At 32.8% G+C, this 17,432-nt stretch carries 11 protein-coding genes; 3 read left to right on the forward strand and 8 right to left on the reverse strand.

Going from position 1 to position 17,432, the window contains the following annotated elements; all coding sequences use genetic code 11:
- Window positions 1-797: 797 nt before the first annotated feature.
- Both LC076_RS01240 and LC076_RS01245 read right to left on the reverse strand, forming a co-directional pair.
- On the reverse strand, window positions 798-1,391 hold the full coding sequence (locus LC076_RS01240) for an SMI1/KNR4 family protein (RefSeq protein ID WP_226665560.1): 594 nt from the start codon (window positions 1,389-1,391) through the stop codon (window positions 798-800).
- Window position 1,392: 1 nt separating this feature from the next.
- Window positions 1,393-2,904: a peptidoglycan-binding protein gene (locus tag LC076_RS01245; protein ID WP_226665561.1), complete on the reverse strand. Its 1,512-nt coding sequence runs from the start codon at window positions 2,902-2,904 to the stop codon at window positions 1,393-1,395.
- Window positions 2,905-3,474: 570 nt separating this feature from the next.
- Between LC076_RS01245 and LC076_RS01250 the strand changes: the two genes are divergently transcribed.
- On the forward strand, window positions 3,475-4,068 hold the full coding sequence (locus tag LC076_RS01250) for a site-specific integrase (RefSeq protein WP_226665562.1): 594 nt from the start codon (window positions 3,475-3,477) through the stop codon (window positions 4,066-4,068).
- Window positions 4,069-4,146: 78 nt separating this feature from the next.
- On the opposite strand, the gene mutL is transcribed toward LC076_RS01250, so the two are convergent.
- Both mutL and mutS read right to left on the reverse strand, forming a co-directional pair.
- Window positions 4,147-6,084, reverse strand: a complete 1,938-nt coding sequence (gene mutL / locus LC076_RS01255; RefSeq protein ID WP_226665564.1) for a DNA mismatch repair endonuclease MutL — start codon at window positions 6,082-6,084, stop codon at window positions 4,147-4,149.
- A 39-nt stretch (window positions 6,085-6,123) separates the two neighbouring features.
- Window positions 6,124-8,718: a DNA mismatch repair protein MutS gene (mutS, locus tag LC076_RS01260; RefSeq protein WP_226665565.1), complete on the reverse strand. Its 2,595-nt coding sequence runs from the start codon at window positions 8,716-8,718 to the stop codon at window positions 6,124-6,126.
- A 195-nt stretch (window positions 8,719-8,913) separates the two neighbouring features.
- On the opposite strand from mutS, the gene LC076_RS01265 reads away from it, so the two are divergent.
- A complete protein-coding gene (locus LC076_RS01265; protein WP_226665566.1) occupies window positions 8,914-9,672 on the forward strand; it encodes a MerR family transcriptional regulator in 759 nt (252 codons plus the stop codon).
- Complete coding sequence (locus tag LC076_RS01270; protein ID WP_226665568.1) at window positions 9,662-11,401, forward strand: ABC transporter ATP-binding protein; 1,740 nt, start codon at window positions 9,662-9,664, stop codon at window positions 11,399-11,401. Before LC076_RS01265 ends, LC076_RS01270 begins: the two co-directional genes overlap by 11 nt.
- Before the next feature lie 378 nt (window positions 11,402-11,779).
- On the opposite strand, the gene cotE is transcribed toward LC076_RS01270, so the two are convergent.
- From cotE to LC076_RS01290, 4 genes are all read right to left on the reverse strand, one after another.
- Window positions 11,780-12,322, reverse strand: a complete 543-nt coding sequence (gene cotE / locus LC076_RS01275) for an outer spore coat protein CotE (RefSeq protein WP_204953116.1) — start codon at window positions 12,320-12,322, stop codon at window positions 11,780-11,782.
- Between the two features lie 603 nt (window positions 12,323-12,925).
- Window positions 12,926-13,360, reverse strand: a complete 435-nt coding sequence (locus LC076_RS01280) for a RicAFT regulatory complex protein RicA family protein (RefSeq protein WP_226665570.1) — start codon at window positions 13,358-13,360, stop codon at window positions 12,926-12,928.
- Between the two features lies 1 nt (window position 13,361).
- The gene (gene miaB / locus LC076_RS01285; protein ID WP_226665571.1) at window positions 13,362-14,888 is read right to left on the reverse strand and encodes a tRNA (N6-isopentenyl adenosine(37)-C2)-methylthiotransferase MiaB; all 1,527 of its coding nucleotides are present in this window, start codon (window positions 14,886-14,888) and stop codon (window positions 13,362-13,364) included.
- Window positions 14,889-15,100: 212 nt separating this feature from the next.
- Complete coding sequence (locus LC076_RS01290) at window positions 15,101-17,260, reverse strand: DNA topoisomerase III (protein ID WP_226665573.1); 2,160 nt, start codon at window positions 17,258-17,260, stop codon at window positions 15,101-15,103.
- Between the last annotated feature and the right edge of the window lie 172 nt (window positions 17,261-17,432).

Genomic DNA, 17,432 nt, shown 5'->3' on the forward strand with positions numbered 1-17,432 from the left:
TAAAGCAAACGAATAGCCAGTGTAAATTAACCAAGCTTAATGTATATAGAAAACTAAATGTTTTATATACCTAAAGGTTTAGTTGTCATATATTTCTTATATGATATTTAGAACCTGTTTTTGTTTGAGTTTTCAATCCCTACTGTTCTTTAAAAACTTGATAAAATAAACAAGAAAGGTAAGACTGTGATCAAATGACCAGTCTTACCTCTCTTCATTATATAATACAAATATTACATTACTCGTTTAATTACAGACTTTCACGAACGTTCGTTCTATTTATTTATTGAATTTTTTTTTCTATATAAATGTAATTTCAAATAACTTTTTCATATACTTTTGTTAAACATTGGACAAACTGTGGTCATTTTGGTGGTCACTTATTATAATGTGGTCATTTTAAAAAGGTCCAAAAAATCAGCTTCAACTTGTAACCTAGAAATAATACCCTTTTTCTTATCCTATTATCTATACAAGATGTCTTGTCTGGATAATAGGACTATAAATAGGGTTATTTTTATTTTCCCTCTATTATATTTACTCTTTTTTAAATAAAAAAATACCCTTACTTAATCAATTGTAAGAGTATTTCTTAAACTTATTATTTAATATTACTTAATTCTACTGTTATTTCTCCCTTCTGATAAAAATCTATTACATAACTTTAATAATAATTTACATATAAGTTTCTGATCCAACCTACTGAATATCATCTAATACTTGAAGTGGATTTTTAAGTTAGTTTCTATTTCAAAACTATCTGTATAATTCCAAAGATTTAATAGATGAAATGCGGATTAATCATTAAGTAAATCATCATCTAACCAAATTTCCACATCATCAAGGTCTACTTCTTCTGCAATTTTATCATTTAGTTTTAATGAGTTTAAGAAGTTTAAAAAACTATTACTAATAATTTCTATGTTTTCGTAATAAGAATTTGTATCAGTATCAGAATTTATTTCACCTATCATTTTCCTAGCTTCTAATTCATTTTCATGATACCAAAGGAAAACACTTTCATTGGTTTCTTCTTTCACACCTATACATACTTGATCACCATTAGGACGCTCTCCAATCGGTATAAGATTCTGTGGCATTCTAAATAAAAATGTTTCGATTTGTGCAGTAAGGTTATCATTACCAGTTAAGCAATAGAGCTCGTTTAATAAAAATTCTGAATCTTCAATATTAAATGAAACTGTATCAGAAAAAAAGCCATTATTACATAATAATAGGAAACACTTATAACTTTCAGGTAAAAATAAATTGTATTTTTCTTCTATTCCCTGAATTAGATTTAATTTTTCTTTAAATGTATCATTATCTGATATTTCAAGTTTAAATTTAGATAATATAGATATTATATCTTTTTCATACTCTGTATACATTTTAATATCCTCCTCTTAAATCTGATGCAGAACCAATATGTGGTATGTTTTTATGTAACTTTGTTGGAACTAATTGAATTGAATCATTACTTGCATGATGTGGTGTTAACCCTTGATTTTTCAACCATTTCTTCGCTTGATTCTCAGACTCAAATCCTTTTGCCTTCATTAGCTTTTGATATACTAATTTAAAATCATTATCTGTACCTGTTAATTGACCAGGCTTAAATGTTAGATTACCTTTTGCATATGGTGAAAAATCTGGTCGCCCATTCTTAAATTCAATTGGTTTTCCACCAGTTACAGAGTTTACATCTGAATTATTTGAATACCATTTACCATTTCCAGGGGATCCATCCCATTTCCCATTAGTCTTAGGTAGTCTAGTTTTAGGATTTAAACTATTAACTACCTCTGCAAACTTTGGATCCAACTTCATTGTTAATTTGGTTCCAGCTTTTATAAGCTTTATTCCCCCGTTAACAAGCTTACCACCTGGAATAAAGCTTAACCCAGCAATTACTTTATCTAAAGTATTAGCATTAGAATCGAGCAACGTTTTAATATCATCACCAATTATAAAGTCAAATCCTAATTTTGCAATATCCTTTAATGATTTACTTACTTCCCCCCATGTAGAATTTTTATTATTAATAACCTTCTCGTGAGAATTATATAATACTAGAGTATTACCAATTTGAGGTTTTGGTGGTGTATAAGTCTTAGGTTTATTTATGTAGTCTTTCAAATAAGCATAGGTTTGATTCCCCGCAATCCCATCTTGACTAATACCTACTTTCTTTTGAAATGCTTTAACAGCAGACTCAGTCTTATTACCAAATTTACCATCAATAGTACCTAATTCAAATCCTGCTTTTTCAAGCATAGTCTGTAAACTCTTAACTGCATCACCACTATTTCCTTCTCGTAATGTTTGACCAGTCCATCCAGAAGATGTTTTTTTTGTGGTCGTAGAAGGTTTGTAACTTTTCAATTTGCTATATGTAGTTGATCCAGCAATCCCATCCTGGCTGATTCCAACTTTTTTCTGGAATGATTTTAGTGCGCCAGCTGTCTTATCTCCATATACTCCGTCTACTTTTCCTACATCAAACCCTGCTTTTTCTAACATGTTTTGCAGATCTTTAACAGCCTCTCCTTTACTCCCTTTCCTTAAAGTCTGACCTGTCCAATCTGCAGTATTATTTTTTGTTGTTTGATTATTAACTATCGTTGTTTTTGTATAAGTAGACTTTAATTTGGAATAAGTATTTTTTCCTGCAATGCCATCTTGGCTTAACCCCATTTTTTTCTGGTAAGACTTAACTGCAGCTTCTGTTTGATTACCAAATTTTCCATCAGCACTTAATTTATATCCTACTTTATTTAACATGTTTTGTAGGTCTTTTACGTGCTGACCGGATGAACCTTTCTTTAAAGAATTTCCTTGCCAACTAGTAGATATGGGCATTCGAATAGCTCTTTGGTTAGAGCCAACTGCTACATTTACCATAAAAACACTCCTTTAGAATTATTTACACAAGGAGTATATCGACCTATTCATTTGTAATTTTTACATTTTTATACAATAGTAATTTCTTCTTTTTACGACATTTTTCTACAAGTTTCACACCTAATCTATATTATATCTGCATTTATGAGATATTGGGGGCCAGCTATAAACATGCATGCTACGAAGTTATTAGAAAAGTATTTTAGAGGAATTTAAAAGGAGCGATAAATATGTTTAGACCAGGTACGTGTGGTAGATAGATAATTAATTTAAAATATGATTAAGCCCCTCCATTAGGAAGGGCATATTTATACTTAACTCTTATTTTCTGTCCTGCATAGATGATATTTGCATCCGGAATATCATTCCAAGCCTGCAGGAATTACTTGATGAAGGGCTAACTGAAGAATACGTCCAGTATATACATTCAATTCTTAAATCTGCAGCTCGACAGCTGTCGATTGGAAGTACCTCAAAAATAACCATATGAACAATGTGAAGGCTCCTAAGAGAGTTAAGAAAAAAGTTGAAACCTGGTCAATTGATGAATGTAATATATTTCTTAATAGAATGAGACAACAGAAAGACCATATATTCATTTTATACTTTCTTGCTATCTATACCGGTATGAGACGAGTAGAAGTACTTGGACTAAGATGGAAAGATATTGATTTTGATAGAAAGAGAATTTATGTAGAACATTCTCTTTATTACATATCTGGTGAAGGATTAATATTGCAACAACCAAAAACGACGAGTGGTAATAGAAATAGCTCCATCATAGATGAGGGTATTGAAGAATTGAAGTCTTATAGAGTTAAAAAACAAGAACAACTTTTGAAAGTTGGGATGAAATTAACTGACGAGCATTTTGTTGTTTCATCATATGGTGGGGAACCAGTAAATCCAAATACAATACATAAGCAGTTTTTATATGATACTAAATTAGCTGGTCTCAAAAGGATTAGGTTCCACGATCTGAGACATACACATGCAACTATCATGTTAGAGATAGGTGAAAGCCCAAAAGTTGTATCTGAACGATTAGGTCATGCAATTGTTTCTATCACATTTGATAAATATAGTCATGTCACTCCCAATTTACAAACTGAATCAGCCGAAAATTTTGCAAAAGCATTAAGAAAAACTAGCTCTGAGCAATGAATGTGGTCATTTTGTGGTCATTACATCAAAAAAGAAAGGTAAAACCCATATTTATCATCGGTTTTACCTTTTAATAAATCACATCACTCGTTTAAACATCTTCTCCATCTCATAAGTCGAATAATGAACAATGATAGGTCGACCATGTGGACATGTAAATGGGTCAGAGCTTTGTCTCAATGCTTCTAACAAAGCAAAAATTTCATCGCTTCGCAAATGGTGGTTTGCTTTTATTGAAGCTTTGCAGCTCATCATGATTGCCGCTTCTTCTCTTAATTTTTTTAAATTGATTTTTTTATCATCTAAAACCTGCTGTATGATTTCTTCAATAGTTGTTACTTCGTTTCCCTTTGGAAACCATTGTGGATGTGATCTCACAATATAACTATTACGACCAAATGACTCAAGAAATATCCCTACCTGTGAAAGAGTTTCTAGATGCTCTTCAATGATCATCACTTCATCATTAGAGTATTCAAAAGTAAGAGGAACTAATAGCTCTTGAACCTCAGATTGGATGTCTCCCACCTTCTCACGATAAAACTCATACTTGATTCTCTCTTGTGCTGCATGTTGATCTATTATAAAAAGACCTTGATCATTTTGCGCTAGTATATATGTCCCATGCATTTGACCAATTGGATACAAAGGTGGAATACGTTTTGTTTCTTCATAAGAAACATCATCATCATCTATATGATCTGAGTACTCATTTTGAGGAATGATCTCTTCGGTATGATTAATTTCATCTAGAATTCGTTCCTCATAATCTTTCTCTGGTATAGTATTTTGTTCTTTGAGTAAATAATTTTCTAATTTCTGTTCATTTCTTCCATTTTCTAAAGGATTCGTTAAAGTCGGACGTTCCTTAAATAATGGACTTTCTTTTACAACTGGTGAGTCGTTAAAATGGGTAGGCTTTTGACTAGTATGACGGTCCGCTTCAGTACCATGATTAAATGTAAATTGTTGTTGTTCGTCAAAGGACTTTACTTTTTGGATTTTCGGTGTTTCAACAGATGGAATAAGTTGTTGCTTTTTAAAAACATCTCTTATTCCATTTGTTATTAACTCATTTAATTCAGCCTCTTTGCTTAGTCTTACTTCGAGCTTTGAAGGATGTACATTCACATCAACAAGCAAAGGGTCCATTTTTATTTCTAAAAAGACAATTGGAAATCGACCAATTGGAAGTAAAGTGTGATATCCCTGTTGAATCGCTTTGACAAGAGAATAATTTTTAATAAAACGACCATTAATAATTGTTGAAATATAGTTTCTAGAAGCTCTTGTGATTTCAGGTAATGCAATATAACCAGTAACCTGAAAGTCTAAAGATTCTAAGGAGAGCTTTTTCATTTTCTTCGCAATTGAGAGACCATAGATTGCAGCTAGAACTTGGCGAACGTCTCCACTACCATTTGTGTGTAGAAGCTTTTTGCCGTTATGAACTAGACGAATGGATACCTCTGGATGCGCTAAAGCAATTCGATTGACAATATCGGTTATATTTCCTAATTCAGTATGAATAGTTTTCATATATTTTAAACGGGCAGGTGTATTGAAAAATAGGTTTCTTACTGTAATATCAGTACCTTTTCGACTTGCTGTTGATTCGTGCTTTTCTATCTTTCCACCCGATAAGATTAAGTTCGTTCCTGCACCTTCACCAGTACTCGTTTTCATATCAAGAAGTGAAACAGAAGCAATACTTGGTAAAGCTTCACCTCGAAATCCTAAAGTACGAATTCGGAATAAATCATTTTCATCTTTAATTTTACTTGTGGCATGGCGATGAAAAGCATTTAAACAATCATCTTGTTCAATTCCGTCACCATTATCTACAATTCGAATTTTACTTAAGCCAGCTTCTTCTATGTCAATTTCAACTACTGTACTATTGGCATCAATTGCGTTCTCGAGTATTTCTTTTACAACAGATGCCGGTCGTTCTACAACTTCACCTGCTGCAATTTTATTTGATAGTGAATCATCGAGGCGTATGATCTTTCCCATAAATATCACCACCCTTTCTAAAGTAAAGGAAAACAGAGCTTAAGATTTAATCTTTTTTTGTAACTGATAAAGTTGATTCATAGCATCTAATGGTGTCATTTCTAGTAGATTTAATGATTTTAAAAGGTCTATTGCTGCTTGTTCTTTTTTAGGAATCTGCTGAATTTTATTTGATGTTTGTTTTTCAGTCGGAAATAACGATAGTTGCGAATCTGAAAAGATCTCTTCCTTCACAATATCTTTTTTTACTAAAGGTATTGCTTCTGTTTTTTCTTTTTCTAACTCAACTAAAATTTCTTTTGCTCTTTTTATTAGTGAGCTTGGAAGATCTGCAAGTTCTGCAACATGTATGCCATAACTCTTATCTGCTGCACCTTCCTCTATTTTGTGTAAAAAAACAACTCGTCCGTTTTCTTCAATTGCTTTAACATGTATATTTTTTAAAGAATGTAATTGTTCTTCAAGAACAGTTAATTCATGATAGTGTGTTGAGAATAGAGTTTTTGCCCCAATTTGTTCATGGATATGCTCTATAATCGCCTGTGCTAATGCCATACCATCATAAGTAGAAGTACCTCGTCCAATTTCATCAAACAATATTAAACTTTGTGAAGTTGCATTTGCGATCGCATTTCTTGCTTCTAGCATTTCTACCATAAATGTACTTTGTCCTGATATTAAATCATCTGCCGCACCTATTCTAGTGAAAATTTGATCAAAAATAGGTAAAACAGCAGTTGAAGCAGGTACATAACAACCAATTTGTGCAAGAATTGATGTTAAAGCGACTTGTCTCATATAAGTGCTTTTACCGGACATGTTAGGACCAGTAATAAGTAACATTGCTCTTTTTTCACTAAACGAGCAATCATTTGCTACGTATTCTTGTGAATCCATCACTTTTTCAACAACAGGATGACGTCCATCTTTAATCGATAGCTCACCTTTTCTTGAAAATTCAGGTTTACAATAATGACGATTTTCACTAACAGTTGCAAAACATTGTAAAACATCTAATTGACTTAAGTGTTTTGCTAAACCTTGTAACCTTGGAATATAGTTTTTTATTTTATCACGAATTTCTACAAATAGCTGATATTCTAATTCTACGATTTTTTCTTCAGCTTCTAAAATTAATGACTCTTTTTCTTTTAGGTCTGGAGTAATAAAACGTTCAGCATTTGATAAAGTTTGCTTCCGCTCATATAAACCTTCTTCTAATAAGTGAAGATTTGCTCTTGTAACCTCAATAAAATAACCAAAAACTTTGTTATAACCTATCTTTAATGATTTAATACCCGTTTTCTGACGCTCTTGCTGCTCAAGCTGCGCTATCCACGTTTTCCCATTTCGACTTGCATCGCGATATTGGTCTAATTGACCATGATAACCATCCTTAATAATGCTTCCTTCTTTTATAGATAAAGGAGGGTTTTCAATAATAGCTTCTTCTAATAGCATGGTTAAATCAGCACATGGATCTAGTTGCTGTGAAAAATATCCTTCTTTTAGCAATGATTGACAGAGCTTTTCAATCTCTGGAACTTGCTGTAATGACTTTTTCAATTGTATTAAGTCTCTTGCATTTACGTTACCGAAAGCGACTCGACCAGCTAGTCGTTCTAAGTCATAAACTTCCTTTAAAAGCTGTCGTAGATCTTCTCTTTCAAAATAATTCTCTATTAATGTTTCCACCATTAATAAGCGTTCTTCAATCAACGAACGATCTACAAGAGGTTTATCTACCCACTGCTTTAATAAGCGTCCACCCATAGCTGTTTTAGTTTCATCTAACAGCCAGAGAAGTGACCCCTTTTTTCCTTTTGAACGAATCGTCTCTGTTAATTCTAAATTGCGTTTTGAATATAAATCTATTTTCATTGCATCTTGTAAATAATAGACTTTTACTTGCTGAAGATGATCTAGACTTCTTTTTTGTGTACGTTGTAGATATGTGATTAACCTACCAAAAGTTATCACAAGACGCTCATCATCAACTTGATTCATTAGAACTTCAAGATTTGAAGAAACATCTGTGTCTAATTGATAAGACAAAGTTGCTTCACAGCGGTCAACCAACTGTTTTTTTAAGTGATCAGGAAATTCACTTGAAATGACAACTTCCTTGGCTCCAACAGAATAAACTTCATTTAAAAGCTCATCAAAGCTGGCACAGAGAGCTACAAGGTTTTCGCCTGTAGTTAAATCACTCAACGCAAGACCAAACTGTGAGTCAAAAGCTGTAAGAGAAGCAATGTAATTATTCTCTTTATCTTGTATCGCTTTTCCATCCATAACAGTACCAGGTGTAATTAGCTGTACTACTTCCCTTCTAACAACACCTTTTGCTTGCTTTGGATCTTCTGTTTGTTCACAGATCGCTACTTTATAACCTTTTGTAATAAGCTGTTCAATATAGTTAGGTGCAGAATGATATGGAACTCCACACATTGGAATTCGGTCTTCTCCGCCACCATCACGACTTGTTAATGTAATTTCGAGTTCCTGTGATGCATGAACGGCATCATCAAAAAACATTTCATAAAAATCACCTAAACGAAAAAATAAAAAGGCATCTTGATAATTTGCCTTAATCTTCAAATATTGCTGTATCATCGGCGTATATGTTGCCATTTTTATCCCCCAATATCACCTAAACGTTCTATAAAAATACATTTTATTATACCATAGATCGACAAATTCTTGGTGTAATTGCATAAGGGAAACAGAGGAATCTAAAATAAATCAAAAAAAACATTGCATCTAACGTTACGTTAGATTCTAAAATAAGGTTATAGAATAAAAGAATTAGTGAAAAGGAGAAAAAACATGTCAAAAACTTATTCAATTGGAGAATTCGCAAAAAAGACGATGACAACAATACGCACTCTTCATTATTATGATGAAATTGGAATTTTACATCCCTCTTTTGTATCAGATAAAGGTAGAAGATATTACAACGATACAGATATCATTACCTTACAAAAAATAATATCTTTAAAATTTTTAGGCTATTCACTAGAGGAAATAAGCGAACTGATGATATCAAGTAACTGGGATCTAAAAGAGTCTTTACAGTACCAAAAACAAAAAATGCTTGAGAAGAAAGCACAAATTGAACAAATGATTAACACACTTGATCATGCTTTACATCTTGTTGATGATAACAAAAAAATTGATCCATCAATTTTTATTTTTTTAATCCATATGATTCAAAATGAAGATGCACAAAAAGAGTGGCTAAAAACAATCTTTGAAGAAGATAAAGTACAACAAATGTATCTTCATAGTGATGAGAAGCAAAAACAAATTGAAAAATCTTTTTTTGAGTTATCTTCTAAACTAAAAGATTTATTTGGTAAAGATCCTGGATGTACTGAAATACAGCAAATAATCTATGAATATATACAGCTTACAGAAGAGGTTTCTGGTATGAATTTCACTACATTATTAGAAGATATCCCAGAAAATGTAGATGATGATCCTTGGTTATTTCCTTCACCATTTACAAAGGAAGAAGAAGAATGGTTAGCAAAAGCCTTTGAAATTTATTTAACAAAAATAGGAGTGAACCTATATGGAAAATAAACAAATCAAAGGAGAAACAGTAAAAGCCTTTTGGAATATGTTAAGAAAATCAAATCCACCAAAAGGTATCTTAATCGTGGCCATTTTATTAAGCATCATTGAAACAGGTTCAGGTCTAATTGTACCGCTTCTCACTAAAGATTTAGTTGATCAATTAGCTTCATCTTCATTGGAGTTATCTATCATTCTATTACTGACTTTAGCATTTGTACTCCAAACTGTTACGTCTGGGTTTGCTTATTATTTAATGACATATATAGGTGAAAAAGTGGTCTCATCCATTCGTGAAAGATTATGGGCCCATATCCTCAAACTTCCAATTTCTTTTTTTGATAAACATGAATCTGGTGAAACAATGAGCAGAGTCACACAAGATACAAATACAGTAAAAACATTGATTACCCAACATTTGATTACTTTTGTAACAGGTTTTATATCAATTGTCGCCACAATTATTATTCTTTGTATTATTGATTGGAAAATGACTGCGATCATGTTAATAGCAATTCCTACTTCTTTACTTGTTTTCATACCACTTGGTAGAAAAATGTTTACGATATCAAAATTAATGCAAGATGAAATGGCTAGTTTCTCAGGAAACTTAGGAAGAGTACTTTCTGAAATCCGATTGGTTAAAGCTTATCATGCAGAAAATATAGAGATGGAGAAAGGAAAAGAAGGCATCACACATTTGTTTCAATTCGGCCTAAAAGAAGCACGTATTCAAGCAATTATATCACCGTTTATGACGTTTATCATGATGCTTATTTTGATTTTATTAATTGGTTATGGAGGAGTTCGGGTTGCATCTGGAGAGCTTTCTGCTGGTTCTTTAGTGGCCATAATTATTTACATGTTTCAAATTATTATCCCTTTTAGCTCAATGGCAACTGCTTTTACAGCTTTTCAAAAAGCAATGGGTGCAACGGAAAGAATGAAAGAAATTCTTTCAATAGAAGTTGAAAATCCTGCAATTAAACCCGCTGTAGAAAATCCTTCACAGCCAATAAAATTTGAAAATGTTTCTTTTTCTTATAGTAAGGATCTCATTTTGAAGAACATTTCTCTTTTCATTCCTAATGGTAAAACAACGGCCTTTGTTGGACCAAGTGGCAGTGGAAAAACAACATTATTTTCATTATTAGAACGATTTTATTTAACTGATATGGGAAAAATTTTATTAGGTGATAAAAATATTGATACCTTCGATTTACAATCTTGGCGAAGTGAAATTGGTTATGTATCACAAGAAAGTCCAATCATGTCAGGTAGCATAATGGAAAATATCACATATGGAATACAGCGAACGGTTTCAATCAATGAAGTGGAACAAGCGGCACAACAAGCAAATGCGATGGAATTTATTGCACGTCTACCAGATGGCTTAAAAACTGAGGTAGGAGAAAGAGGGATGAAACTATCTGGAGGACAGCGGCAGCGCATTGCTATTGCAAGAGCATTAATCAGAAATCCAAAAATACTTTTACTTGATGAAGCAACTTCTAACCTCGATAGTTCATCAGAAAAACTCGTGCAAGAAGCATTAGAACATTTAATGATTGGAAGAACAACATTAGTCATTGCTCATCGCCTTTCAACTGTTATTGAAGCCGATCAAATTGTTGTCCTTGAACAAGGGGAAATCACAGGTTGTGGCACACATCAGCAATTATTGCAGAAACATACATTATATAAAGAATTAGCTCAACAGCAACTACAAACAACATGACAAAACACATAAATTAGAAAATGATAAATTCTGTTACTAGTATTCTACTCTTATCTTATCTTTTCGATAAGAATGATATTCCCACTTTTAAAATGGTGGGGTTTCTTGTTGCATGGACAAGTTTATAATTAGTAAGTTACTCTTCCTTAGTGCAACATTCAAACAAATCCGCATGCTATTAAGTTACGGGGAATCACGGACCTAGGAAGATTTTTCTCTTAGAAAAAGTCAGTAGTTAGGCTTTTAAGTATTCTTCTCCTAAACAAGAAGGTACTTATTTTTTCCCTGAGGAAAGCAACTATCTTTAACGGAAATCAATGTCCAAGACATTTTTCAAAGCCAAAACACAAGAAAAACTAGGAGGCATTATCCTCCTAGTTACTCTTCCACATCGCCTACTAAAAATTCAGGATTTAAATCTTCAAATTCGTCATCTAATTCTTCTTCCCAATCTTCATCATCATCACAGCCTTCTGGATTAACATGAACACATACTTTTGTTTCTCCAATCACTTCAGCAAGATGTTCTCTTTCAGCTTGAACGATGATTTTATTGCCATTTGGTGAAATCGTTACCTCTAAGCAATTAGGTTGTTGAAGAGCTTTACAAATCACTTCATGTTCATCATCAATAAAATTGTCATCTTTGTATCGAAGCTTAATCACATCGACATATGTTACCCGTTCAGTTACAACTTCTGTTTTTGTGTTTTCGTTGTAAGAATACCAAACGTTAATGTCATAAGTACCTTCTACTTCAACTGTTTTCCCATTTTTATGAGCATCATAATTATGGTTAATAATCCAGCCACCTAAAATGCTCGCAGGTTTTTGCGATGGTGAAATCGTATGTGTACATTGTGTAAATTTGCGACCTTTCGCAACAACTGCTTTTGTAATAATCTCTCTGTATTCAGACATTCGAGCATACCCTCCTCAATAAATCTTCATTAAATCCTATGCTAGGCTAGTAACATATGTGCTAAATAATAAAATGAATTGATGACATGATTATCCAATTCATGAACCTTTATAGTTCATTGTATGCTGCATGAATGAAATATGTGCCTAAAAAACAAAAAAGGTGCATGTTCTTAGATAAAAAAACAAAGGACTTTCTTATTCTTAAAAATAACAACCAGCTGTTTGACACTTGTCGTTTCTACCGCAATAAGACAATGATTGCTTTTTAGAATGTATTTCTTCTAGTGTTCAAAGAAATTTATGTCCATTTCAGATAATATATGCTTAATTAATGATAATTTTTATTATGTCTTCTTTGTTCAACGAGTTTCTCTCGTGATCTTAGCTCGTAAAAGAAATTATTGTAGCTTTATGTAATTCCAAAAATAAAATGAGGGTGTGGGATCATCAAAAAAATCATCCATTAAGAAGAATAAAACGAAATGCTTCTAAAATCAGAAAAGACCAAACCACTTTTGTGATTTGGTCTTTTCAATGTTAAATTATTTGCTTATCCTACAGAAGTGCCTACTTCGTTAATCGCAAGCCCTTTATAATTATTTAAGAACAGCTTCCACCTGTTGAGCTACGGACTTTAGATCCTGTTTCTCCTGCTAAGAGATCTCCCCCAGTAGATGAGATGACTTCATTTGTTACTTTGTTAGAGATTGTGTGTGATACAAGTTGAAGTAACTCATTCACCTCAACTTGAGAGTCTTGGAATTCTTGAATAATAGGAATTTCATCTAATTGACTCTGAATTTTTTCGATTTTTTCTTCCACTTGTTTTAACGCTTCATGTTTTCCATAATGTTGGAAGTTAACAGCTTGTTTTTGTAGGCTCTTAATACTTGAGATCATTTCACGAACCTTTTGATTTTCATTAATTTGTGCTTCTGCACGTTTAAAGAAATCAACTTCGTTTGACTCTGAAATCATTTGTGCTAATTCTCGTGCTTTTGCTACGATATCTTCTTTTGAATATAATGTTGTCATTTTAATTCACCTCAACCGCTTCTTCTACCATTTCTCCATTAAGCGTCCATGTTTTAGCTTTTGTAATTTTCACTTTAACAATTTGCCCAATGGCAGACTTTGGTGCTTTAAAGTTTACTAGCTTACTTTTTTCAGTATAACCAGCTAAAACTTCAGGATTATTTTTACTTTCACCTTCTACAAGAACATTAACAACTTTACCTTCATATTCTTTTAGTTTCTTAGCTGATGTTTCATTCACAAGAGCATTTAAACGTTGTAGACGTTCTTTTTTCACTTCCATTGGTACATTATCTTCCATTTTTGCAGCAGGCGTACCTTCACGAGGCGAATAAATAAACGTATAAGCACTATCAAATTCTACTTCCCGATATAATGAAAGTGTTTCTTCGAATTGCTCTTCAGTTTCGTTAGGGAAGCCAACAATAATGTCAGTTGTTAAAGAAGCATTTGGCATTGCTTGTTTAATTTTACGAACAAGTTCTAAATAATGTTCACGACTATATTTGCGAGCCATAATCTTTAGAATGTCCGAGCTACCTGATTGAACTGGTAAATGAATATGATCTAAAAGATTTCCACCTTTTGCTAAGACTTCAATAAGGTGATCATCAAAATCTCTTGGATGACTTGTTGTAAAACGTAGTCTTGAAATATCAATTTTTGATATCTCATCCATTAAGTTTGCTAAACCATACTCAATGTCTTCAAAATCCTTACCATATGCATTAACATTTTGCCCTAGAAGTGTTATCTCTTTATAGCCCTGTGCAGCTAAATGACGAACTTCTTGAATAATTTCTTCTGGACGTCTGCTACGTTCTTTTCCACGAGTGTAAGGAACAATGCAGTAAGTACAGAACTTATCACATCCATACATAATGTTTACCCATGCCTTAATATTACCTTTACGGACTTTTGGAAGGTTCTCAATAACATCTCCTTCTTTAGACCATACTTCTACAACCATTTCTTTAGACATATATGCTTCATGAAGAATGCTAGGTAACCTGTGGATATTATGTGTACCAAAGATCATATCAACAAATGGATGAACTTTTAGTATACGGTTAACGACAGATTCTTCCTGTGACATACAACCACACACACCTAATAATAAATCAGGTCTTCTTTTCTTTAAAGTCTTTAAATGCCCAAGTTCCCCAAACACTTTGTTTTCCGCATTTTCGCGGATTGCACAAGTATTTAATAAAATAACATTGGCATCTTCAACACCATCAGTAGGTTCATAGCCTAACGCCATAAATATACCCGCCATAACCTCTGTATCATGTTCATTCATTTGGCACCCATATGTGCGAATGTAGAATTTCTTACCTTGTCCCATTCCTCTATATTCTTCAGGAATAGAAAAACCATCATATTTTACTTCTTCTTTACCACGTTTTTTTGCATCCTTTAACGAAGGAGGCATGTACACGGCTTGGAAATACTGGCTGTAGTCCTTATCGGATTTTTTGTCCGAAGGGTTTACTTGAGTATTTTCCTTACGCTGTTGTTCATTCATTCTGTCATTCTCCTTTCTAACTACCCGTTTACCTTTTGTTCAACATTTATATCGTTTTAGTAACCTAAAACTTTTATTGGTCAGTTCTGTAAAATTCCATTAAATAAAATAGAGAAACATACAACTTAATAGTATATCGTTTATAAACGCAGAAAACAATCTTAAAGAAATCTGTAAGGAAATTGTACACGTTTTTCAATTAAAATGCGAATCTAGTTTTTGGAATGTGCAGCTTCAAAAATGAATTGTATTTTTCCTTCTTTCCATTCTAATTTTGCATCAAATGTTTTATCTCCTTTTTTAAATCCTTTAATTAAATTGGATTTCTCTCCCTTTAATAGTTTCTGAATATTTGTTTGGGAAATTTTCTTACTTAGAATTTTTTTTGATATTGTAAAGTTACAACTGTTTTGCTTGTAGTTTGTGCAACCATAAAACTCACCTTTATCAACAATATCTCCTTCACATAATTTACATTTCCCTACATTTTTCCCTAGTGTAAAACGTGAAGATGTTCTTTGAATTGATTCAACATTTAACCCTTCAAAATTCCATGTTGTTGCAACAGAAATAGCATCTGAAACAATTTTAGTTGATAGTTTTTTCGTTTGTTCCATAAATATAGCAGGAGATGCTAAACCCTCACCTATTTCTGATAAACGTTGCTCCCATTTAGCTGTCATTTCCGGGGAGGCTAAAACATGATCTCCTACTGCTTCAATCAGAACCTTCCCTTTATCTGTCGCATACACTTGATTGCGTTTTACTTCAATGTATTTACGGTCTTGAAGCATCGTAATAATGCCTGCTCTTGTCGCTTCTGTACCTAAACCTTCTACTTTGCTTAAGATTTTTTCTAATTCATCATTATCTAGATATTTTCCTGCTGTCTTCATTAAAGTGATGAGCTGTCCTTCTGTATACCGTTTAGGAGGTTGTGTTTTCCCCTCCTTTGTTTCGATTTTTTCTACATGTCCACTATCACCTTTTTGGACATTTGGTAGTAATTCATCTTTATCTTTATCATCTTGATAAATAACCTTGCGCCAACCCTCTTGAATCTGTTGTTTACCTTTAGTGATAAATTCTGCACGGCCATCAACTAGAGTTATTAATGTTGAGTAATCAAAAATTGCTTTGTCATAATGAGCTGAAATTAATCTGCGCACGATCATATCATACATTTTTTGTTCATCCCCAGACATTCGCTTAGGGTCTCGTACTTGTTCCGTTGGAATAATCGCATAGTGATCTGTTACCTTTTTTTCATTAACATACCTTGTGTTGTTTAAAATTGATTGTTTTGGTAAAGGAAAAAGATCTTTATATTCTTCAAACTTACTAAGTTTTGATAATATATCAGGAAATTGTTCAGCTTCTCCTTTTGTTACATATGTTGAATCACTACGAGGATAAGAAACAATACCTTTTTGATAAAGAGATTGTACAATATCTAATGTTTTCTTCGGCGAAAACTTAAATGCTTTATTCGCTGTTGCTTGTAAAGATGATAAATTAAAAAGTAGCGGTGGTTGATATTCCTTCCGCTCAGTTATTAGTTCTTTTATTTCTGCTGTCTTGTCTTGACAAAAGGTAGCTATTTTCTGAGCAAGTGCTTCTTCCATCACACGTGTTTGGTTGTCTTTTTGCCATTTCCCTTTATATTTCTTTCCATTTACTTTAAACGTCGCAATAATTTCCCAAAAAGGCTCAGGTTTAAATTCATCAATTTCTTTTTCTCGTTTTACGATTAATGCCAACGTTGGTGTTTGCACACGCCCTGCCGAGAAAACATCATTCATTCCTTTTTGCTTTAATAAAAGTGAATATACTCTAGAAGCATTCATACCAACTAACCAATCTGCACAAGCACGTGAATAAGCTTCATAATAAAGATTTTTTGTTTTTTCATCATCCAGCAATTGGCGAAAGCCTTCAAGAATCGCGGCAGAAGTTAAAGAGGAAATCCACAATCTTTTTAACGGCTTTTTCACACCTGATAAACTAATAATATTACGGACGATCAACTCACCTTCGCGTCCAGCATCTCCCGCATGTATAATTTCCTTAACAGCTGGATTTTTTATTAGCTGTTTAACAACCTGAAATTGTTTTGCTTTTGATTTTGTTACTTCATATTGAAACTTATCTGGAATAATTGGTAACATTGAGAGTGACCACTTTTTCCATTCAGCTTTATAGTTTTCAGGTGCACTTAATTGAGTTAAATGTCCGATAGCCCAAGTGCAATATGCTCCATTTGGAAATAGGTCATTTGGTTTTATTTCAAAATAGCCATCTCTTTTCACCCTTTGAAATTGGGCGCACAATGTAGAAGCTTGATCTGGTTTTTCTGCTATGATTACTTTCATTAATTATCACCTTACATTATTAATCTATTAATCGTACTATATACTTTTACTAGTTTACTTTATTTTTAACAAGATGAAAAATGGTTGAAAATTCTTTTTATCAGGCTTTTTGTAAGAATTTGTTAAGAAAAACTCATTTTAGAAGAAATTATTATGTTTAAACATAAGCGGC

Source organism: Metabacillus litoralis, from assembly GCF_020524045.1.
Lineage (GTDB): Bacteria > Bacillota > Bacilli > Bacillales > Bacillaceae > Metabacillus > Metabacillus litoralis_C.

Excerpts from the sequence above, each read along its gene's own strand:
- LC076_RS01265 (WP_226665566.1), top strand. The coding sequence starts at position 8,914 with ATGTCAAAAACTTATTCAATTGGAGAATTCGCAAAAAAGACGATGACA.
- miaB (WP_226665571.1), bottom strand. The coding sequence starts at position 14,888 with ATGAATGAACAACAGCGTAAGGAAAATACTCAAGTAAACCCTTCGGAC.
- LC076_RS01270 (WP_226665568.1), top strand. The coding sequence starts at position 9,662 with ATGGAAAATAAACAAATCAAAGGAGAAACAGTAAAAGCCTTTTGGAAT.
- LC076_RS01245 (WP_226665561.1), bottom strand. The coding sequence starts at position 2,904 with ATGGTAAATGTAGCAGTTGGCTCTAACCAAAGAGCTATTCGAATGCCC.
- cotE (WP_204953116.1), bottom strand. The coding sequence starts at position 12,322 with ATGTCTGAATACAGAGAGATTATTACAAAAGCAGTTGTTGCGAAAGGT.
- LC076_RS01290 (WP_226665573.1), bottom strand. The coding sequence starts at position 17,260 with ATGAAAGTAATCATAGCAGAAAAACCAGATCAAGCTTCTACATTGTGC.
- LC076_RS01280 (WP_226665570.1), bottom strand. The coding sequence starts at position 13,360 with ATGACAACATTATATTCAAAAGAAGATATCGTAGCAAAAGCACGAGAA.
- mutL (WP_226665564.1), bottom strand. The coding sequence starts at position 6,084 with ATGGGAAAGATCATACGCCTCGATGATTCACTATCAAATAAAATTGCA.
- LC076_RS01250 (WP_226665562.1), top strand. The coding sequence starts at position 3,475 with ATGAGACAACAGAAAGACCATATATTCATTTTATACTTTCTTGCTATC.
- LC076_RS01240 (WP_226665560.1), bottom strand. The coding sequence starts at position 1,391 with ATGTATACAGAGTATGAAAAAGATATAATATCTATATTATCTAAATTT.
- mutS (WP_226665565.1), bottom strand. The coding sequence starts at position 8,718 with ATGGCAACATATACGCCGATGATACAGCAATATTTGAAGATTAAGGCA.